Consider the following 18,700-nt stretch of genomic DNA (forward strand, 5'->3'; position numbering starts at 1 on the left):
TGTAGACCCGGTTTTTCCTAAGACGGCGCGGCGCGCGCATCCACGGCCAAGAGAGCAAGAAATTCGATGAGAAACTTTCATTTCCCCGGCAGGTCCACGGTCCACGCCACCAACGCCATGGTGGCGACCTCGCATCCGCAGGCTTCGCTCGCGGCGATCGAGGTGCTGCGCGAGGGTGGCACGGCGGTGGATGCGGCGGTCGCCGGCTCGGCCCTGCTGGGCGTGATCGAGCCGCAATCGACCGGCATTGGAGGCGACTGCTTTGCGCTGATCCAGCCGCGGGGTGAGGGCAAGATCATCGCCTATAACGGCTCCGGTCGCGCGCCGAAGGCGGCAAACGCCGACTGGTATCTCGAGCGCAAGATCAACTCCGTGCCCTTGAACTCGGCGCATGCGGTCTCGATCCCCGGCGTGGTCGATGCCTTCGCGACCGTCTTGCGCGATCACGGCAAGTTCGGCTTCGACAGGCTGCTGCAGCCCGCGATCAAGGCGGCGGAGGAAGGCTACGTCGTCGCGCCCCGCATCGCCTTCGACTGGAAGAACCAGTTCGAGAAGCTCAAGGGTGGCACCAATACCGTGCGTTACCTGCTGCCCGGCGGCAAGCCGCCGGTGGCCGGCGACGTCATCCGCCAGGCCGAGCTCGGCAAGACCCTGCGCGCGATCGCCAAGGACGGCCGCGATGCCTTCTACAAGGGCGCGGTCGCTGAAGACATGGTCGAGACCCTCAGGGGAATCGGCGGCCTGCACACGCTCGACGACTTCGCCGCGCATCGCACCGAAGTGACGACGCCGATCGGTACCATGTACAAGGGCTATGACGTCTGGCAGTGCCCGCCGAACGGACCCGGCCTCACCATGCTGCTGATGCTGAACATCCTGTCGCGGTTCGACCTGACGAAATACGCGCCGCTCAGCATCGAGCGCTTCCATCTCGAGGCGGAAGCCGCGCGCATCGCCTACATGCACCGCGAGCTGCATGTCGCCGATCCCGAGCACATGCAGATCGAAGTGGCAAAAATCCTCGCCAAGGAATTCTGCGACGAGCACATCGCCAAGATCCGTATGGACGGCATGCTCGATTTGCCAAACGTTGCGCCGCCGATGAATCCCTCCACCATCTACATCACCGTCGTGGACAAGGACCGCAACGTCTGCTCGTTTATCAACTCGATCGCGCATTCGTTCGGCTCGGCGATCGTCTCGAACAAGACCGGCGTCTTGTTCCAGAACCGCGCCGGTGGCTTCCGCATCCAGCCGGGTCACCCCAACTGCATCGCCGGTGGCAAGCGCCCGCTGCACACGATCATGCCGAGCCTGCTCACCAAAGGCGGCCGCTCCGTGATGCCGTTCGCGGTGATGGGCGGGCAGTACCAGCCGGTCGGCCAGACCCGCGTCGTGACCAACATCCTCGATTATGGCTGCGACGTGCAGGAGGCGATCGACATGCCGCGCGGCCTGCACTACGAGGGCCAGTATCAGCTCGAGGACAGCGTCCCGGCTGCGATCGTCGAGGGCCTGAAGAAGCTCGGTCACAAGACGACCAGCGTGGTCGGCCCGCTCGGCGGCGCCCAGGCCATCTGGATCGATTGGGACAAGGGCACGCTGACCGGCGGTTCCGATCCGCGCAAGGACGGCTGCGCGCTGGGGTATTGATCGCGAACGCGAGTTCCCCGCGCAAGATCAGGAAAAGTTGACGAAGGGCGATGCGGCAATTGCTGCATCGCCCTTTCCCGTTCGGAACGGAGCTCATCGCTTCAGGTTAAGGGGCGATGAGCGGCGCAGGCGTGCGCTGCTTTGAGAGAAGCGGCGGAGGCGTCGATGTCCGACCAACCAAGTTCCAAGCAATCAGCATTCGATCGGCGCGCCTTCATGGCGGGCGCTGCTGGCAGTGCGCTCGTCCCGATCACGGCACGCGCGGCCGCAGAGGATGCCAGGGTCTCGACCGCACAGGATCCGTCGCTTCCCGTCGACGTCACGCTGCGGGTCAACGGCAAGGACAAGCGTCTGAGCATCGATGCGCGCACCACGGTGCTGGACGCGCTCCGCGAACATCTCAAGCTCACCGGCAGCAAGAAGGGCTGCGACCATGGCCAGTGCGGCGCCTGCACCGTGCTGATCGACGACCGGCGGGTGGTGTCGTGTCTCACGCTCGCACTCGCCGCGGAAGGGCAGGAGATCACGACCATCGAGGGCCTCGCCACCGACGACCGCCTGCATCCGATGCAGCAGGCCTTTGTCGACAACGATGCATTCCAGTGCGGCTACTGCACGCCCGGCCAGATCATGTCCGCCGTGGCCTGCGTCAAGGAAGGGCATGCGGGAAGCGAGGCCGACATCCGCGAATATATGAGCGGCAACATCTGCCGTTGCGCCGCCTATCCCAACATCGTTGCGGCCGTAAAGCAGGCCGCGCCCGAGATCATGAAAGGCTAGACGCATGCGACCTTTCTCGTATCAAAGGGTGACAGACCCGACCGCGGCCGTGCAGGCGCTCAGCGCCGCCGCGGCAGCGAACGATGCGCTGACCAAGGCTGCAGCGCAGCCGCTTGCAGGCGGCACCACGTTGATCGACTTGATGAAGCTCGACGTGATGCGGCCGACCGCGATCGTCGATATCAATCCGCTCGCGCAGGGCTGGTCGGCAATCGAGCCGGGCAACGACGGCCTGCGGCTTGGCGCGCTCGCAAAGATGTCCGACGTGGCCGCGCATGAGCAGATCCAGCGCCATTATCCGGTGATCGCCGATTCCCTCAAACTCGCCGCGAGCGCCCAGCTGCGCAATATGGCGACGCTCGGGGGCAACGTGATGCAGCGAACGCGTTGCAGCTATTTCCGCGACGTCTCCTACGAGAATTGCAACAAGCGCAACCCCGGCTCCGGCTGCGCCGCGATGGACGGCGTCAACCGCATGCATGCGGTGCTCGGCGCGTCCGATCAATGCATTGCGACCTATCCCGGCGACTTTGCCCAGGCGCTGATCGCGCTGGACGCGATGGTCGCGATCACCGGCAGATCCGGCACGCGCAACATGCCGTTCGCGGAGTTACACAAGGCGCCCGGCAATACGCCCGAGATCGAGACAACGCTTCGGCCGGGCGAGCTGATCTCGGCCTTCTCCATTTCCGGACGCTGGCCGCGTTCGGTGTATCTGAAGGCGCGCGACCGGCAATCCTATGAGTTCGCGCTGTCGTCGGCTGCGGTCGCGCTCGACGTGCAGAACGGCACGGTCAGGGACGCGCGGATCGCCCTGGGCGGTGTCGCCACCGTGCCCTGGCGCGCGCGAGAGGCGGAGGCGGTGTTGAAGGGACAGAAGTTCGATGACGGCCTCGCGCAGCGCGTTGCCGATGCCGCGTTTGCGGACGCCAGGGGCCGCCGGCACAACAGCTTCAAGATTGCGCTCGGCAAGCGCGTGGTGGCACGCGCGCTCCAGCAGGCCGTAACGATGGAGATCTGATCATGACCGCTGCAGCTCCCGAGCCGAAGACGAATATGGGCCAGCCGGTGCCGCGCTATGATGCGGCCGCAAAGGTCACGGGGCGGGCGACCTACGCGTCCGACATGCCGCTGGACAATCCGGCCCATGCATTCCTGGTCACCAGTGCGATCGCCAGGGGTCGCATCGACAATTTCGATCTCGATGACGCCAAGCGTGTCCGCGGCGTCATCGACATCGTTACCCACGAGAATGCGCCGAAGCTGAAGGAGTCGAAGCTGTTCAGCAATGGTGGCTATGCGGGCACGACGATCCAGCCGCTGAAGTCGGCCGATATCGCCCATGACGGCCAGATCATCGCTGTCGTCATCGCGGAAAGTTACGAGGCCGCGCGCGAGGCGGCCAACCGGGTCAAAGTCAGGTACACCGCCACGACGCCGAGCGCGACTTTCGACTCGCCCGGGACCACCACCGCGGCCGCCAAGGGGCAGAATGCCCAGTTCAAGGAAGACCCCGGGGTCGGCGATTTCGCCAAGGCGTTCGGCGCCGCCGAGGTCAAGCTGACCGCCGCCTACGACACGCCGACGCAGCATCACAATCCGATGGAGCTGTTCTCGACCAGCTGCGTGTGGATGGGCGACAACCTCGTCATCTACGAGGGGAGCCAGTTCGTCTACGGCCTGAAGAACGGCGTTGCCGAGCAGCTCGGCATCGACGCCGACAAGGTGCGCGTGGTCAATCCCTATGTCGGCGGCGGCTTCGGCTCGCGCGGTTCGATGACGCCGCGGACCGCCATCATTGCCGGCATTGCCAAACGCTTGAACCGCCCGATCAAGCTGGTCCCGACCCGCGACCAGGGGTTTACCATCACGACCTATCGCGCCGAGACCCGGCACGAGATCAAGCTCGGCGCCAACCGGGACGGCAAGCTGCTCGCTTTGAGGCATGAGGGAGCTGAAGTCTCCTCGCGTGCTGATGCCTATTGCGTCGGCGGCACCAAGACGACGGCGCGGCTCTATGCCTGTCCGAACGTCGCCAGCCTGGTGTCGATCGTGCGTGCCGATCGCAACACGCCCGGCTTCATGCGCTCGCCACCGGAGGTGCCGTATCTTTTCGCGCTGGAGAGCGCGATGGACGAGCTCGCGGTGAAACTGAACATGGATCCGATCGAGCTTCGCCGTATCAACGACACCACCGTTGAGCCGATCGGCGGCAAGCCTTATACGTCGCGCTCGCTGATGGCCTGTTTCGATGAGGCCGCCAAGGCGTTCGGCTGGGCGCAGCGCTCGCCGCAGCCGAAATCGATGTCGGACGGCGACTGGCTGATCGGCTACGGCTGTGCCGCCACCTGCTATCCGACGCAAATGGCGCCGTCTGCTGCGCGGGTGCGCCTGCAGCGTGACGGCCGTACCCGAGTCGAGATCGCCGGCCACGAGATCGGCACCGGTGCCTACACGGTGATCGCCCAGACCGCGGCCGAGCGGCTCGGCGTGCCCCTCGAGAAAGTCGCCGTCTTCATGGGTGACAGCGATCTGCCCCCGGCGCCGGTTGCCGGCGGATCGAACTCGACCGCGAGCACCTGCTCGGCGGTGATGATGGTGTGCGATCAGATTCGCCAGCGTCTGTTCAAGGCAGTGATGCCCGACAGTCTCACAGACAAGGCCAAAGAGACCGTTGGCATCAGCCAGGCGCCGGCGACCCAAGCCGCCAAGAGCGATCGTCCGCTCGATATCGAGAAGGCGTTCGATGCCCTCGGCGTCGGCGTGGTCGAGGAATATGGCGAGTGGAAGCCGGAAGGCGCGCCGCTGGATTCCTTCCGGGCCATGCACAGCGGGCAGGTGCGGCTCGTGGGCGGTCACACGATGAAGGACCAGATCGCCTATGCGTTCGGCGCGGAGTTCGTCGAGGTCCGCATCAACCGCTTCACGCATGAGATCCGGTGCCCTCGTCTGGTCGGGGCCTTCGCCGGCGGCCGCATCATGAACCCGCGCACGGCGCGCAGCCAGCTGATGGGAGGCCTGATCTGGGGCATGTCGTCGGCGCTGCTAGAGGCCACGGAAATCGACGAGCGCAATGCGCGCTACGTCAACGACAATCTTGCCGACTACCTCGTGCCCGTGAATGCGGACGTCCCCGCCGTCGAGGTGATCCTGCTCTCCGAGCAGGACGATCACATCAACCCGGCAGGCGTCAAAGGGCTCGGCGAGCTCGCCAATGTCGGCACCAATGCTGCGATCTGCAACGCGATCCACCACGCCACCGGTCAGCGCATCCGCAAGCTCCCGGTCCGGCTGGAAAATATCGAGGTCTGAGGGGTGGAAACCCTACCCGCGTTGCGCTAGACACCTTCCGCCTCAAACGGAAGGTGTCTTATGCAGCGTTTCCAACGCGCGCTCCTCACCCTGATGTCGGCACTCGCGATCACCGTGATCGCAGGCGTGTCGCATTTCGTTTCCACCACGGCCTCGGCCCAGACCGCAGGAAAGACCATGACCACAGCTTCAGGCTTGCAGATCATCGACTCCACCGTCGGCACTGGTGCTTCGCCCCAGGCCGGTCAGATCTGCGTGATGCACTATACCGGCTGGCTCTACGAAAACGGCCAGAAGGGCAAGAAATTCGATAGCTCCGTCGATCGTAAGGAGCCGTTCGAATTTCCGATCGGTAAGGGCCGCGTCATTGCCGGCTGGGACGAGGGCGTTGCCTCCATGAAGGTTGGCGGCAAGCGCACGCTGATCATCCCGCCGCAACTCGGCTACGGCGCCCGCGGCGCCGGTGGCGTGATCCCGCCGAACGCAACGCTGATGTTCGACGTGGAATTGCTCGCAGTGAAGTGACGGCGCGCAAATGGACAAATAAAAAGACCGGCCTGGCGGCCGGTCTTTTGCCTTTCAGTATGGCGCGCTATTCCGCTGCGCGGCGTGCCGCTACCGCGGCGCGATCCATCGCCTCCTTCGCGGCGTCCTTGGCATCGCCCATGGGCCTGCTGACCCTTGCCCTTCACTTCCTGGACCGCGCCTTCGCCCTTCATGCGGTCGGAACCGGTGGCTTCACCGATGCCCTGCTTGGCCTTGCCGATTGCCTCGTTGGCATTGCCCTTGACCTTGTCGGTCGTGCTACCCATGAAACTCTCCTTCCACTTGGCTCGCAAAGGCAACGTCCCGTGGCTATGAGGGTTCCGATTTTGCTATGGCTCGCGGGCGCAGCTTCGGGTTAGTTTGCCGCGCACGGAACCAACAGAAAGCAAGTCCCATGACCGGCCATGATCATTCGCATTCCCACCATGACCACGATCACGACGATCGCTGGAAGCATGACGGCGTGCGCGTCATTCCCGGTAACCAGCTCGACACCAACGTGCCCTCGACGGCAGGCATGGACCGCGCGGCCGCGATCAATTTCGCCCGCGTCGGCGCGCAGAAATTGTGGGCGGGCACCGTCAGCATCAAGCCGGATGCCAAGACCGGCGCGCATCATCACGGTCACCTCGAAAGCGTCATCTATGTCGTGAAGGGCAAGGCGCGGATGCGCTGGGGCGAGAGCCTGCAATTCACCGCGGAGGCAGGCCCGGGCGATTTCATCTTCGTCCCGCCTTACGTGCCGCACCAGGAGATCAACGCCAGTCCCGACGAGGTACTGGAATGCGTGCTGGTGCGTAGCGACGGTGAGGCCGTGGCGATCAACCTCGACATCGAGCCGGTCGAGAAGCCCGAGACGGTGCTGTGGATCGACCCGGTGCACCGCGATCCGAACGAGAAGAAGTGACACGGCCTCCATCCGGGGATGGCACGAGCCTCCCCGGAGGCGGAAAAAAATAATCCGAAGGCGGTGTCGGATGGCCGCCGGGCCATCCGTCCTTGGGCAGAACCCGCCCAAGGAGCTTCCGATGCCCAGGATGATCTTCCTCAATCTGCCCGTGACCGACCTTAAGCGTGCGACGGCCTTTTATGAGGCGGTCGGCGCGACCAGAAATCCGCAGTTCAGCGATGACACGGCGAGCTGCATGGTCTTTTCCGAGACCATCTACGTGATGCTTGCGACCCACGACAAATTCCGTCAGTTCACGCCAAAGCCGATCGCCGATGCCAAGACCTCGAACCAGGTCCTGTTCTGCCTGTCCGCCGACAGCCGCAACGAGGTCGACGATATCGTCGTCAAGGCCGAGGCCGCGGGCGGCATGCCCGATCCCAGCCCGAAGGACGAATACAGCTTCATGTATGGCCGCAGCTTTGAGGATCCGGACGGTCATATGTGGGGTGTGAACTGGCTGGATATGGCGGCCGCCCCTCCGCAGCCCGCGATGGCGAGTGCCTGATCACCGTCTCCCAACCGCAAAATCCCAAAGGAGCATCCACGATGTCCAAGCTCGTGCCCTGCATGTGGTTCAACGGCGATGCCGAGGACGCTGCAAAATTCTACGTCTCGCTCGTTCCGAATTCGGCGATCACGCACGTTCAGCGCAATGTTTCGGACAACCCGTCCGGAAAGGAAGGCTCCGTGCTCGTCGTCGAGTTCACCGTGGCAGGCCAGCCGCTGGTCGCGCTCAACGGCGGGATGAAGATGGAATACACCCACGCCATCTCGCTGATGATTCATTGCGACGATCAGGCGCAGGTCGACAGCGTCTGGAATGCGTTCCTGGCGCATGGCGGCAAGGAAGAGCAATGCGGCTGGCTCAGGGATCGCTGGGGCGTCGCCTGGCAGGTGGTGCCGAAGTTGATGTTTGAATTCCTGTCGAGCCCGGACAAGGCCGCAGCGGCACGCGCGATGCAAGCCATGATGAAGATGGTCAAGCTCGACATTGCTGCTGTACGCCGCGCATTCGAGGGCAAGTCGGCGGCGTGACGTCAGGATGCTCTCGCCACCCGATCAGTGCCGTAGGGTGGGCAAAGGCGCTCTTGCGCCGTGCCCACCATCTGCCTCCGATTGAAAGAGGAGGTGGGCACGCTTCCGCTTTGCCCACCCTACGGGACCGTGGCCGTCTCAATAATTGATCCGCAGCCCCACGCCGCCATGGATGGTGTTGCCGACCGGCTGCGGGCCCAGCGTGCCGTTGGCGAAGAGATCCACGACCCAGCCTTTCTGCACGCGGAAGCCGAGGCGGCCGCCAAATTCGAACCAGCCCTGGTTGCCCATGGTCGGCACCACCACGCCGTTGCCGGTCACGGTGGCGACGATGCCGCTATGGCCAGCAAACGACTGCACCCAGCCGCCGTTGATATTGGCCTCGATGTTGCTGCCGTAGAGATGCGTCCACTGGCCGCCGATCTTGACCAGGCTGGTGCGGTCGGTGCCGGTCGCGACGGTGGCGTCGAACGGATTGAAGGCCACCGCATTGTCGCTGTAACCGGACACGCGCTGCCAGAGCTGCCAGACCTCGATCGAAGCCGCGACCTCGTCGCGCGGCGACACGCGGCTCATCCAGCCGGCGCGGCCGTAGACCGCGTAGTTCGAGGCGTTGGTCGAGCTCGTCACGCTCACCGGACCGAGACTGGTGTTGTAGCTGCGGGTGTAGCGCGCCTTCTCCCACGGCGTCAGGATCGTTCCGACGTCGAAGAACGGGCGCGAGGAGCCCCAATCGGTGAAGTCGTAGCGCAGCGCGAACGCACCGATCGGTGCGCTGGTGATCTTGTAACCGCCCTCGTTGTAGTGCGTGTAGGCGAGGCCGGCGAGCAGCGACAGATTGTTGGTCAGCTCCTTGCGGCCGTGGATGCCGGCCGAGAACGAGCCGGCCGAGCCGAACGCGCTGATGCAGTCGCTGCAATTGACCTGCTCGTTGACGCCGAGCAGCACCGTGCCGAGCACCCGGTTGGTGATCATCTGGTTGAAGCGCTGGCCCGCGAGGCCGCCGATCGAATTGCCGCTGGAATCGGCGCCGCTCGGTGCCGGACTTGGTGACGGGTACGGCGACGGCGATGGCGACGGGGAGGGCGTAGGTGTGGGTGACGGATACGGCGACGGAGAATAGGTCGGGGACGGATTGGGATTCGGTTCACCGCACCCGGACTCGCACGCCGCCGCCTGCGCAGCCGCCGGGCTGGCGTTGAATGCGACAAGCGCAAACGCCGCAGTTGCGGTCAACGCAGCGGCAAGGATGAGGCGCCTGACGTTGAATTTCGCCATCGTCAGCGCCCGCACAGCATGCTGTCGTCCTGGACGGCGGGCGTGATGGTCGGCGAGGCACCGGCGTACTGGTTGACCGCACACAATCCGGCGCTCGCGGCGCAGTTGGCGGCGAAGGTCCAGGGCGGCGTATTGGACTTGGTGATGCTCACCTTGCCGCCGGTCGAGGTGATGATCGCGGTGTCGCCAGGCTGGGTGAGTTGCACGCACTGGGAGCTCTTCGTACAGACGCTGGCCGCGCCGTCCTGAAGCACGACGACGGAGCGCCCGCGCTGCGAAAGGATGTCGAGCGTGGTGCCGCGCACGCCGATGGTCGCAAGCGGCGTCGTGATCTTGTAGGCGGCCTTGTCGGAATGTCCGGTGACAAAACGGAAAGCGCCGGTGGTCATGCGGATCGCGACGTCGCGATAGCTGTGCTCGTCGTTGAACACAGTGCGGTCGAGCTTGAGCGTGGCGCTCGGCCCGAGCGACAGATTGGTGCTGTCGGCCATCACGAAGCGCGCTGCGCTGTCGGCGCCGGTGCGCACCGTCTCGTCGCGCAGCATGCTGTCGCCGACGCTGATCGGCGTGGTGGTCGCGGCCACGCGCACTACTTCGTTCTGGATCACGACGGCTTCGCCGACGCGCGTCTGCGCCAGCGCGCTGGGCGACGCACATAATGCGACCGACAACAGGGTGGGGAAAAACCAGAAACGCAAATTCATTTCGCAACCGATCGATATGTCCCCTGATCGTACCGGATCGCGCATGCTTGCGATGTGGCGAAATTATCACAAGCGGCGCAGGACGTGCGTCATGCTTAGTGACAGTTGCGGCAGAATGCGTTCAATGAAAACCGCGATCTCTTTTGTCCGCGGTGACGCAAATTTGCCACGCAAAACATCCCCACAGCAGCCGATTGAAACGTCCGCAGTTCCAAAGGTGTCGCGGAGCACAGTCATTGCTGTCGCAATTTTCCTGGTTGCCCATCTTGCGTTGCTGATCGGACTGGCGACGCCGGAGAAGTTCGTCTTCGACGAGGTGCACTACGTGCCGGCGGCGCGGCAGATGCTGGCACCGGCGATGTCGCAGCCGATGCTTAATCCGATGCATCCGCCGCTGGCGAAGGAGCTGATCGCGGCTTCGATCGCAGCCTTCGGAGACAACGCGTTCGGCTGGCGCTATCCCGCGACATTGTTCGGTGCATTGGCGATCGTCGCGATCTATCTGTGCGGCCTCGCGCTGTTCTCCGCGCAAGGGCCCGCGGTCGCGGCCGCGCTGATCGCCGGGTTGAACCAGATGCTGTACGTGCAGGCGCGCATCGCCATGCTCGATATCTTTGCGCTCGGCTTCGGTCTGCTCGCGACCGCGGCTTTCATGCATGGTTTTCGACGAGAGCGGCCGCAGGCGCTGTTCGCGCTCGCCGGCACCCTGTTCGGTCTGGCCGCCGCCTGCAAGTGGAGCGGCCTGTTTCCGCTCGGCGTCTGCATCGCCATCGTTGCGGTGATCCGCGTGATGCAGGGCTGGCGCACGCTGTTCGCCGACGCGAAGCCGAACGACTGGTATCGGCCGGACCTCTGGCCCGACTTGAGGCTGCATCATGTCGCGCTGTGCTTCGCCGTCTTGCCGGGCGTGGCTTACCTTGCCGCTTTCGTCCCGCTCTACGGATTGTCGCTGCCGGATTTGATCGAGGCGCAACGCCGGATCTTCGCTGACAATACGACGACCGCGATTGCCGGCCACACTTATATGAGTTCGTGGCCGTCCTGGCCGCTGCTCGCCCGTCCAGTTTGGTTTCTGTTCGACAAGACGGCGGAGGACAACATTGCCGCGATCGTCTTGCTCGGCAATCCGTTGGTGTTGTGGCCGGCGCTGATCGCGCTCGCGGTTGTGCTGCGCGATTTCATCGTGGCGCGGCGCTGGGATGCCTTCCTGATCGCGGCGTTCTATTTCGGGCCCTGGCTCGCCTGGGCGCTGCTGCCGCGCACACTCGGCTTCATCTATTATTACCTGCCGGCCGCGACCGCTGCGTCGCTCGCGCTGGTCTATGTGCTGCGCCGGGAGGGATTGCCGCGTTGGCTGCTGTCGGCCTATGTCGGCATCGCAGCGGCCGGCTTTGCAACCATGCTGCCGATCTCCGCGGCCTTCATCGGCACCACCATGCGGACCTTTGGCCGCCTGATGCTGTTCCAGAGCTGGATCTAGTGCCCGCTTGCGTGCATATGCCAACCAGAATTGGCTTGCTTGAATCAATCGAGGCGTGTGGATTGGTCGCCATTGCCGGAATCGGAGAGGCGACGGGCGGGGCATGGGAGATCATATCGGGGCGGACCATTCCAACGCGGACTGGCTGCGCGCAGTCGTGGACACCGCGGTCGATGGGGTGATCCTGATGGACGCCCGCGGGCGCATTCTGATGTTCAACCCGGCCTGCGAGAAGCTGTTCGGCTATCCCACCGATGAGGTCGTCGGCCAGAACGTCAAGATGCTGATGCCGACGTCCTATCGCGAGGCCCATGACGGGTATCTTGATAGCTACCACGTCAGTGGCGAACGCAAGATCATCGGTATCGGCCGCGAGGTCATGGGACAGCGCAAGGACGGCTCGACCTTCCTGATGCATCTGTCGGTCGGCGAGACCAAGCAGGTTTCGGGTGAATCCATCTTCGTCGGCATCGTCCACGACCTCACAGAGCGCGAGCGGGTCGAGCGCGAGTTGCGCGAGAGCGCGGCACGGCTGCGCGCGGTGGTCGACACCGCTGTCGACGGCGTGATCTTGATCGATTCCGACGGCTTCATCCTGAAATTCAACCCGGCCTGCGAGAGGCTGTTCAAATACGAGGCCGTCGAGGTTCTCGGGGAGAACGTCAAGATCCTGATGCCGGAGCCTTACCGGTCCGAGCACGACGGTTACATCCGCAATTTCGTCACCACCGGCGAGAGGAAGATCATCGGCATCGGGCGCGAGGTGCTCGGCCGGCGCAAGGACGGCACGACCTTTCCGATGGACCTTTCGGTCGGCGAGGCCAAGCAGGAAGGCTCGTCGATCTTCGTCGGCATGATCCACGATTTGAGCGACCGCAAGCGCACCGAGGCGCAACTCATGCAAGCCCAGAAGATGGAGACGGTCGGGCAGCTCTCCGGCGGCATTGCTCACGATTTCAACAATCTCCTCACCGTGATCGTCGGCAATGCCGAATTTCTGGCCGAGCAATTGGTGGCGCGCGGGGACCTGAAGCGCCTCGCCGACGACATCTGTAGCGCCGGCGAGCGCGGCGCCGAGTTGACGCAGCGCCTGCTCGCCTTCAGCCGCAAGCAGCTGCTGCGGCCGGTCGAGACCGAATGCGGCAAGCTCGTCGAATCCATGCACAAGCTGCTGCGCCGGACGCTGCGTGAGGACATCGACATCACCACGCATTTCGATCCGGCGCTGCGGCAGGCTTTCGCCGATCCGGTGCAGCTTGAATCGGCGATTCTCAACCTTGCGCTCAACGCCCAGGATGCAATGGCCTCCGGGGGACGGCTGTCCATCTCGACGGCGAATGCATCGCTCGATGCAGGCAACCACAACGCTCATCCCGACGTCGGGCCAGGCGAATATGTCGTTATCTCCGTGACAGACACCGGCTCTGGCATGCCGAGGCGGGTGCTGGAACGCGCGTTCGAACCCTTCTTCACCACCAAGGAGGTCGGCAAGGGCAGTGGGCTCGGGCTCAGCATGGTGTACGGCTTCGTCAAGCAATCCAACGGCCATGTCACGATCTATAGCGAGCCCGGCTTGGGCACGACCGTACGGATCTATCTTCCGGCCGCGCTGAGCAAGTCGCAGGGCGTGCCGCTGGCGGTCGAGAAGGAGGTGGCACCGAGCGGTTCGGAAACCGTGCTGGTCGTGGAGGACGATCCGTTCGTCCGGTCCTATGCCGTCATGAGCCTGGAGAGCCTGGGCTACAAGGTGATCTCCGCCGTCGATGGCAAGGAGGCCTTGCAGACACTCGCCGCGACGCCGCATGTCGACCTGCTGTTCACCGACGTCGTCATGCCCGGGGGCGTCAACGGGTGGGAACTCGCAGGCGCGGCCCGCAAGGAGAGGCCCGAGCTGCACGTGTTGCTGACCTCGGGTTACGCTCTCGAGACGCTGGCCGCGAACGGCCACGTCCGACACGGTGCCCTGATCCTGGAAAAGCCGTACCGCAAGGCCGAGCTCGCGCGGCTGGTCCGGGAGGCGCTCGCCGGACCAGTGCCGGTCTGAGCGGCGGTCCGCCTGCCGGTCGGACGGCAGGCGGTGGTCGTCGTCAGATCATTTCGACGCGGTCTTGGTGTCCATGTTCACGACCTGGACGCGGCGGTTGATCGGGTCGGCACCGTTGGCGGTGTCCTTCAGCTTGGTCTCGCCGTAACCGACGGTGACCAGATCAGTACCGTTCAGGCCGTAGTTCTGCACCAAATACTTCTTGATGGTGTCGGCGCGCCGCTCGGAGAGCCCTTGATTATACTCTTCGCCACCGGTCGCGTCGGTATGGCCGGCGACCACGAAGGTCGAGCCCTTGAGCGCCGGATCGGACAGGGCCTTGCCGAGCGCCTGCACCGAGGCCATCGAGGTCTTGGCGATGTCGGCCGAGTTGTAGTCGAACTGGATTTCCAGGTCGATCTTCGGCTTGGTCGCGGCAAGCTCGGCGATCTGTTCGCGCTCCCCCGTCGAGAGCGACCGGGTCGAGCGGTTGCGTACGGTGTTCAGGAAAGTCGCTTCCTTGGCCTGCGCGGCCGTGTCGGCCTGCGGACCGACGGACAGGCCGCGGGTGACCGGCTTGGGCTTCAGTGCATCCAGGATCTTGTCGGTGGAGACGTTGTTGTCGCCGGCCAGGGCGAGGCCCGCCGTCATCGACAGCGCGGCGGTGAGAGTCATCGCCTTCAGTCCAAAGAACTTATCAAAACGGGTCATTGTCATATCCTCGGTGTTACGCCTGATAGCGATTTGATGCTGCGAGCCTAGGGCAGGTTCAAACGACTCTGATGTGATCTTTGTCACATTCAAAGCAGCCAAGCCGAGACCACACTGGTCTGCCGCGATCGCGCTTCGAAGCCCGCTCCCTGGGTTCCTGGAAACCCGCATGCACCGATCGTCGCAAAGCCGTCGCCGCGCGGCCCGCACGTGAACAAGAATTCGTCCAGATGCCCGCCTAACAGGCTTCAATTATTCAACAATCCGTCCGCGACAGGAGCTGAGTACCGTCCAGTGCCGAGGCCAGGTGATTATCAGCGTGATTCCCAATTCTATCGCAGCGGCCCGCCGGATCGGACAGTGTCCCTGAACTCAATGCCCATCTATATCGGCGCAGCCATGATTGCGGTGGCGATCCTGCTGTCGACGCTGATCACGGGGCTGACGTCCCGCTATGTCGGGGTCGAAGGGCCGAGCGACGAGAACATGTGGCTGGTCGACCGCCTTACCGGCAACGTCTATCGCTGCGAGGCGGAGGGGCGCGGTAAGGCCCTGTGCGAGCCGGATGTCGTCACGGGCAGTGTCGGGGAGCGCCCAAAAGCCGCACGCTGATAGCGGGCTGGCGCTGCGGCGCAGCAACGAAATGTCTTCTCCCTGAAAACTTGTCGCTGAAGAATGGCTCTCGTGTTGGCCGGCATGGCGCCGGTTTTTTTCTACGGAGGAAACATTCGATGAAGATCTTGCTTTCAGCCGTTCTGCTCGCCGCGTTCGCGGCCTCGCCGGCTTCTGCAGCAAAGATGCAGCCCTGTACGGGCGAGGCGATCGGCAAGTCGATGACCGCGATGGGAACCGTGGATTCGCCGGCCAAACAGGCGATGGCCAAGGAAATGGCTTCAGCCAACTCCGAGATGAGCAAAGGCAATATGCGGGGCGCCTGCAAGCACTACATGAAGGCGCAGAAGATGAGCGCGAAATAGTTAAGCGTTCGCTGACCGGCCGCGCTGTCAGCAGATGGCAGCGCGGTTTTCTTTGCCACTATTGTTTGCCTCGGCGCGAATCTCGCTACATTGCCTCCTGCAATGCCACGCGCGCTCAAACCACTTCCGATCACCACGACACAGGCCCGGCAGATCTGGCTGCACGCCCAGCGGCTGGATGAGCGCGCCCCGTTCGGCGCCGGAGCGCAGGCCGTCGCGGACGCGGTCGCTCATCTCGGCTATGTCCAGATCGACACCATCAACGTCATCGAGCGCTGCCATCACCATATCCTGTTCAGCCGTATCCCGTCCTACCGCCGCGCCGATCTGCGCCACGCCCAGAGCGTCGACAAACGCGTGTTCGAATACTGGACCCACGCGCTCTCTTACGTTCCGGCTGAAGACTTCCGCTTCTTCCTGCCGGCGATGCGTGAGCACCGCCGCGAGGGACACAAATGGTTCGCCTCGGTGAAGCCGGCGGACACGCGCAAGGTGATGCGGCTGCTGCACGCCGGTCCGCTGACGATCCGCGACATCGAGGACGACGTGCTCGTCGAGAAGGAGCATCTGTGGCAGAGCCGCAAGCCGTCGAAGCGGGCGTTGCAGCTCGCCTTCTATACCGGTGCCGTGACCATCAGCGAGCGGCAGGGCATGCTCAAGACCTACGAGCTGATGACGCGTCATTTCGGCTGGGACAAGCTGCCGAGACCCGCCTCGACACGGGAGATCACGGCCTATCTGCTTGACCGCGCATTGCGCTCGCAAGGTGTGGTGAGCCTCGATTCGATCTGTCATCTCGATGCGCCGCGCAAGAAGGCGGTCGCGAGCCTGATCGCCGCGCGCGTCCGCCGCGGCGAGCTCGTGCCGATCGCGATCGAGGGCGCCGGCAAGCAGGAGCATTGGGCGGCGCCGGCCTCGCTCGAGGCGAGCGGTGAGGCGGTCTCGCCCGACCTCGTCCACATCCTCTCGCCGTTCGATCCTCTGATCATCCAGCGCAGGCGCACCAATCTCATCTTCGGTTACAACCATTTGTTCGAGGCCTATGTGCCGAAGGCCAAACGCAAGCTCGGCTATTTTGCGCTGCCGGTGCTGGTCGGCGACGAAATCGTCGCCGCGCTGGATCTGAAGACGGACCGGCAGGCCAGGAAGCTCTTGATGCAGAAATGGACCTGGGTCGGGCAGGGGAAGAAGACGGCAGGACGCAAGGAGCTCAAGCGCAAGATCGAGGACGAACTCGATCGATTCGAGCGGTTCCAGCTGGCGTAGTAGATCAGGCACCGGTCTCGTAGGGTGGGCAAAGCGAAGCGTGCCCACGCCTGTCTCACATGGAGAGAAATCGTGGGCACGGCGCTAAGGCGCCTTTGTCCACCCTACGAGACCGCACATCGCGACGAGACGATCAATCCAAACGCCGAACGCAATCCCGACTGCGTAAGCCACCAGATTCCACAGCGAGAAGATGCGCCCGAGCAGCAGCGCGCCGGCCGTCGTCAGCCGGAATGCATCGAGCCATGGCGTGTGCACCAGGCGGGAGAACTCGACCGCCGCCGTGATCATCATCGCGATGGCTGCGAGTTGGCTGCGTGACAGCCGCGGCAGCAAGACCCCGACCAGCAAGAACACCATCGTGGCCCACAACAGCGAGCCGCCATACTTCACGACGAATGCAGACAGGCCGAGTGGAAAGCCGTACCAGCGCAGGGTCAGCCCGCAGACGATCACTGCGAGGGAGAGGGTGGCGCGGATCAGCGATGTCCGCAGCAGCGCAACAGGTCTATCCGGCTGCGCTGCGCGCAATGCTCGCTCCATTGACTCTTTGTCCACGATACTCAAAACCGCCAACAGCTCACAAAAGCAACAACCCTGGGGGAACCATGAGCCAGACCGCCACCTATGCCGGCTCCGCCGGCGGTGCCAAGAATGCCAAGAGCGAAATCGAGACGTCGACGATTCGCGCCATCTCCTGGCGCCTGATTCCCTTCCTGGTGCTGGCCTACTTCTTCTCCTATCTCGACCGCGTCAATCTCGGCTTCGCCGCGCTGACCATGAATGCGGAGCTGAAGTTCACGCCGCTGATCTTCTCCTGGGGCGCCGGCATCTTCTTCATCGGCTATTTCATCTTCGAGGTGCCGAGCAATCTGGCGCTGGAGAAATTCGGCGCCAGCCGCTGGATCGCCCGCATCATGGTGACCTGGGGCATCATCTCCGCCCTGATGGCGTTCGTCAGCGGGGTGACGAGCTTCTACGTCCTGCGCTTCCTGCTCGGCGTCGCCGAAGCAGGCTTCTTCCCCGGCATCATCCTCTATCTCACCTATTGGTATCCGGCCGAATATCGCGCCCGCTTCCTGGCGGCCTTCGCGATCGCGGTGCCGGTCTCGACCGTGATCGGTGCGCCGATCTCGGGCCTGTTGCTCGGGCTCGACGGCATGATGGGCGTGAAGGGCTGGCAGTGGCTGTTCATCATCGAGGGCATCCCTTCCGTGCTGCTCGGCATCGTCACCTGGTTCTATCTCACCGACAAGCCGGAGAAGGCGGACTGGCTCTCGGCCGAGCAGAAGGCATGGCTCAAGGCGAAGCTCGATTCGGAGATCGCGGCCAAGCGGGCGGTGAAGCATTTCTCGCTCGGCGAAGCGCTGTCCTCGCCCAAGGTGATCGCACTCAGCCTGATCTATTTCGGCTTTGTCGGGGCCCTCTACGGCATGCAGTTCTGGCTGCCGCAGATCGTCAAGGCGTTCGGGCTCACCAATGCGCAGACCGGCTTCGTCACCGCGATCCCGTATCTGTTCGGCACCATCGCGATGATCCTGTGGGCGCGGCATTCGGATGCGACGCGCGAGCGCGTGATGCATGTCGGCGCGCCCTTGCTGCTCACCGCCGTCGCGCTCGGCGTCTCCAGCTACCTCACCGACCCGACCCTGACGATGGTGGTGCTGACGGTCGCCGCGATCGGCGTGTTCTGCTGCTTCGGTGTGTTCTGGACCCTGCCGACCGCCTGGCTCTCCGGCACCGCGGCGGCCGGTGGCATCGCCCTGATCAATTCGATCGGCAACCTCGCCGGCTTCGGCGGGCCGTATCTGATCGGCTGGGTCAAGGAGGCGACGGGGCAGACCTCGACCGGTCTCTTGGTGCTCGCCGTGCTGCCGCTGATCGCGGGCATCCTGGTGTTCGTGGGCGGCCACGACAGCAAGCACGAGTTCGCCGGGCAGGGGCGGTAGAGCTGCCCGACTGGAGCGCAGCGAAATCCGCGCT

18 protein-coding genes and 1 pseudogene are annotated in these 18,700 nt (G+C 64.1%); 14 read left to right on the forward strand and 5 right to left on the reverse strand.

The genetic code is table 11. The features are described 5' to 3' along the window. Positions 1-66 precede the first annotated feature (66 nt). From ggt to IVA79_RS28025, 5 genes are all read left to right on the forward strand, one after another. A complete protein-coding gene (gene ggt / locus IVA79_RS28005) occupies positions 67-1,653 on the forward strand; it encodes a gamma-glutamyltransferase (RefSeq protein WP_247559119.1) in 1,587 nt (528 codons plus the stop codon). A gap of 165 nt (positions 1,654-1,818) precedes the next feature. After that, positions 1,819-2,433, forward strand: coding sequence for a (2Fe-2S)-binding protein (locus IVA79_RS28010; protein ID WP_247559123.1), 615 nt, complete (start codon positions 1,819-1,821; stop codon positions 2,431-2,433). A gap of 4 nt (positions 2,434-2,437) precedes the next feature. After that, a complete protein-coding gene (locus IVA79_RS28015; RefSeq protein ID WP_247559125.1) occupies positions 2,438-3,454 on the forward strand; it encodes a xanthine dehydrogenase family protein subunit M in 1,017 nt (338 codons plus the stop codon). Between the two features lie 2 nt (positions 3,455-3,456). Further along, positions 3,457-5,745: a xanthine dehydrogenase family protein molybdopterin-binding subunit gene (locus tag IVA79_RS28020; protein WP_247559127.1), complete on the forward strand. Its 2,289-nt coding sequence runs from the start codon at positions 3,457-3,459 to the stop codon at positions 5,743-5,745. A gap of 60 nt (positions 5,746-5,805) precedes the next feature. After that, positions 5,806-6,270 (forward strand): FKBP-type peptidyl-prolyl cis-trans isomerase, encoded by a 465-nt coding sequence (locus IVA79_RS28025; protein WP_212092113.1) that lies wholly within the window; start codon positions 5,806-5,808, stop codon positions 6,268-6,270. A gap of 67 nt (positions 6,271-6,337) precedes the next feature. Here IVA79_RS28025 and IVA79_RS28030 read toward each other — a convergent pair. Continuing rightward, positions 6,338-6,557 (reverse strand): annotated as a pseudogene (locus IVA79_RS28030) (CsbD family protein). A 128-nt stretch (positions 6,558-6,685) separates the two neighbouring features. Between IVA79_RS28030 and IVA79_RS28035 the strand changes: the two are divergent. The 3 genes from IVA79_RS28035 to IVA79_RS28045 all read left to right on the forward strand — a co-directional run bounded on the left by IVA79_RS28035 (position 6,686) and on the right by IVA79_RS28045 (position 8,278). Further along, positions 6,686-7,198, forward strand: a complete 513-nt coding sequence (locus tag IVA79_RS28035; RefSeq protein ID WP_080137629.1) for a cupin domain-containing protein — start codon at positions 6,686-6,688, stop codon at positions 7,196-7,198. A 121-nt stretch (positions 7,199-7,319) separates the two neighbouring features. Continuing rightward, positions 7,320-7,748, forward strand: a complete 429-nt coding sequence (locus IVA79_RS28040) for a VOC family protein (protein WP_247559130.1) — start codon at positions 7,320-7,322, stop codon at positions 7,746-7,748. A 41-nt stretch (positions 7,749-7,789) separates the two neighbouring features. Then, positions 7,790-8,278 (forward strand): VOC family protein, encoded by a 489-nt coding sequence (locus IVA79_RS28045; protein WP_247559132.1) that lies wholly within the window; start codon positions 7,790-7,792, stop codon positions 8,276-8,278. 138 nt (positions 8,279-8,416) lie between these two features. Here IVA79_RS28045 and IVA79_RS28050 read toward each other — a convergent pair whose 3' ends face one another. Next, complete coding sequence (locus IVA79_RS28050) at positions 8,417-9,556, reverse strand: hypothetical protein (protein WP_247559134.1); 1,140 nt, start codon at positions 9,554-9,556, stop codon at positions 8,417-8,419. 2 nt (positions 9,557-9,558) lie between these two features. After that, positions 9,559-10,260 carry a FecR family protein gene (locus IVA79_RS28055; protein ID WP_247559136.1) on the reverse strand — a complete coding sequence of 234 codons (702 nt, stop codon included), beginning with the start codon at positions 10,258-10,260 and terminating at the stop codon, positions 9,559-9,561. A gap of 52 nt (positions 10,261-10,312) precedes the next feature. On the opposite strand from IVA79_RS28055, the gene IVA79_RS28060 reads away from it, so the two are divergent. Together IVA79_RS28060 and IVA79_RS28065 are read left to right on the forward strand one after the other, a co-directional pair. After that, positions 10,313-11,740, forward strand: a complete 1,428-nt coding sequence (locus IVA79_RS28060; RefSeq protein ID WP_247559711.1) for a glycosyltransferase family 39 protein — start codon at positions 10,313-10,315, stop codon at positions 11,738-11,740. A gap of 103 nt (positions 11,741-11,843) precedes the next feature. Beyond that, the gene (locus IVA79_RS28065; RefSeq protein ID WP_247559138.1) at positions 11,844-13,784 is read left to right on the forward strand and encodes a PAS domain-containing hybrid sensor histidine kinase/response regulator; all 1,941 of its coding nucleotides are present in this window, start codon (positions 11,844-11,846) and stop codon (positions 13,782-13,784) included. 48 nt (positions 13,785-13,832) lie between these two features. Here the strand turns inward: IVA79_RS28065 and IVA79_RS28070 are convergent, their stop codons facing one another. Then, entirely contained in the window at positions 13,833-14,474 is a 642-nt protein-coding gene (locus IVA79_RS28070; RefSeq protein WP_247559141.1) for an OmpA family protein, read from the reverse strand. Positions 14,475-14,849: 375 nt separating this feature from the next. Between IVA79_RS28070 and IVA79_RS28075 the strand changes: the two genes are divergently transcribed. The 3 genes from IVA79_RS28075 (at position 14,850) to IVA79_RS28085 (ending at position 16,717) form a co-directional block, all read left to right on the forward strand. Then, the gene (locus IVA79_RS28075) at positions 14,850-15,086 is read left to right on the forward strand and encodes a hypothetical protein (RefSeq protein WP_247559713.1); all 237 of its coding nucleotides are present in this window, start codon (positions 14,850-14,852) and stop codon (positions 15,084-15,086) included. A 50-nt stretch (positions 15,087-15,136) separates the two neighbouring features. Further along, positions 15,137-15,451, forward strand: coding sequence for a hypothetical protein (locus IVA79_RS28080; RefSeq protein WP_346658208.1), 315 nt, complete (start codon positions 15,137-15,139; stop codon positions 15,449-15,451). 102 nt (positions 15,452-15,553) lie between these two features. Next, the gene (locus IVA79_RS28085; RefSeq protein ID WP_247559143.1) at positions 15,554-16,717 is read left to right on the forward strand and encodes a crosslink repair DNA glycosylase YcaQ family protein; all 1,164 of its coding nucleotides are present in this window, start codon (positions 15,554-15,556) and stop codon (positions 16,715-16,717) included. Between the two features lie 84 nt (positions 16,718-16,801). On the opposite strand, the gene IVA79_RS28090 is transcribed toward IVA79_RS28085, so the two are convergent. Continuing rightward, the gene (locus tag IVA79_RS28090; protein WP_247559145.1) at positions 16,802-17,248 is read right to left on the reverse strand and encodes a DUF2809 domain-containing protein; all 447 of its coding nucleotides are present in this window, start codon (positions 17,246-17,248) and stop codon (positions 16,802-16,804) included. A gap of 77 nt (positions 17,249-17,325) precedes the next feature. Between IVA79_RS28090 and IVA79_RS28095 the strand changes: the two genes are divergently transcribed. Further along, positions 17,326-18,666 carry an MFS transporter gene (locus IVA79_RS28095; protein WP_247559147.1) on the forward strand — a complete coding sequence of 447 codons (1,341 nt, stop codon included), beginning with the start codon at positions 17,326-17,328 and terminating at the stop codon, positions 18,664-18,666. Positions 18,667-18,700 lie beyond the last annotated feature (34 nt).

Source organism: Bradyrhizobium sp. 138 (assembly GCF_023074075.1).
Taxonomy (GTDB): domain Bacteria; phylum Pseudomonadota; class Alphaproteobacteria; order Rhizobiales; family Xanthobacteraceae; genus Bradyrhizobium.

Coding starts and splice junctions, on each gene's coding strand:
- IVA79_RS28010 (WP_247559123.1), top strand. CDS start 1,819: ATGTCCGACCAACCAAGTTCCAAGCAATCAGCATTCGATCGGCGCGCC.
- IVA79_RS28035 (WP_080137629.1), top strand. CDS start 6,686: ATGACCGGCCATGATCATTCGCATTCCCACCATGACCACGATCACGAC.
- IVA79_RS28045 (WP_247559132.1), top strand. CDS start 7,790: ATGTCCAAGCTCGTGCCCTGCATGTGGTTCAACGGCGATGCCGAGGAC.
- ggt (WP_247559119.1), top strand. CDS start 67: ATGAGAAACTTTCATTTCCCCGGCAGGTCCACGGTCCACGCCACCAAC.
- IVA79_RS28060 (WP_247559711.1), top strand. CDS start 10,313: ATGTGGCGAAATTATCACAAGCGGCGCAGGACGTGCGTCATGCTTAGT.
- IVA79_RS28025 (WP_212092113.1), top strand. CDS start 5,806: ATGCAGCGTTTCCAACGCGCGCTCCTCACCCTGATGTCGGCACTCGCG.
- IVA79_RS28075 (WP_247559713.1), top strand. CDS start 14,850: ATGCCCATCTATATCGGCGCAGCCATGATTGCGGTGGCGATCCTGCTG.
- IVA79_RS28020 (WP_247559127.1), top strand. CDS start 3,457: ATGACCGCTGCAGCTCCCGAGCCGAAGACGAATATGGGCCAGCCGGTG.
- IVA79_RS28050 (WP_247559134.1), bottom strand. CDS start 9,556: ATGGCGAAATTCAACGTCAGGCGCCTCATCCTTGCCGCTGCGTTGACC.
- IVA79_RS28070 (WP_247559141.1), bottom strand. CDS start 14,474: ATGACCCGTTTTGATAAGTTCTTTGGACTGAAGGCGATGACTCTCACC.
- IVA79_RS28085 (WP_247559143.1), top strand. CDS start 15,554: ATGCCACGCGCGCTCAAACCACTTCCGATCACCACGACACAGGCCCGG.
- IVA79_RS28055 (WP_247559136.1), bottom strand. CDS start 10,260: ATGAATTTGCGTTTCTGGTTTTTCCCCACCCTGTTGTCGGTCGCATTA.
- IVA79_RS28015 (WP_247559125.1), top strand. CDS start 2,438: ATGCGACCTTTCTCGTATCAAAGGGTGACAGACCCGACCGCGGCCGTG.
- IVA79_RS28065 (WP_247559138.1), top strand. CDS start 11,844: ATGGGAGATCATATCGGGGCGGACCATTCCAACGCGGACTGGCTGCGC.
- IVA79_RS28040 (WP_247559130.1), top strand. CDS start 7,320: ATGCCCAGGATGATCTTCCTCAATCTGCCCGTGACCGACCTTAAGCGT.
- IVA79_RS28095 (WP_247559147.1), top strand. CDS start 17,326: ATGAGCCAGACCGCCACCTATGCCGGCTCCGCCGGCGGTGCCAAGAAT.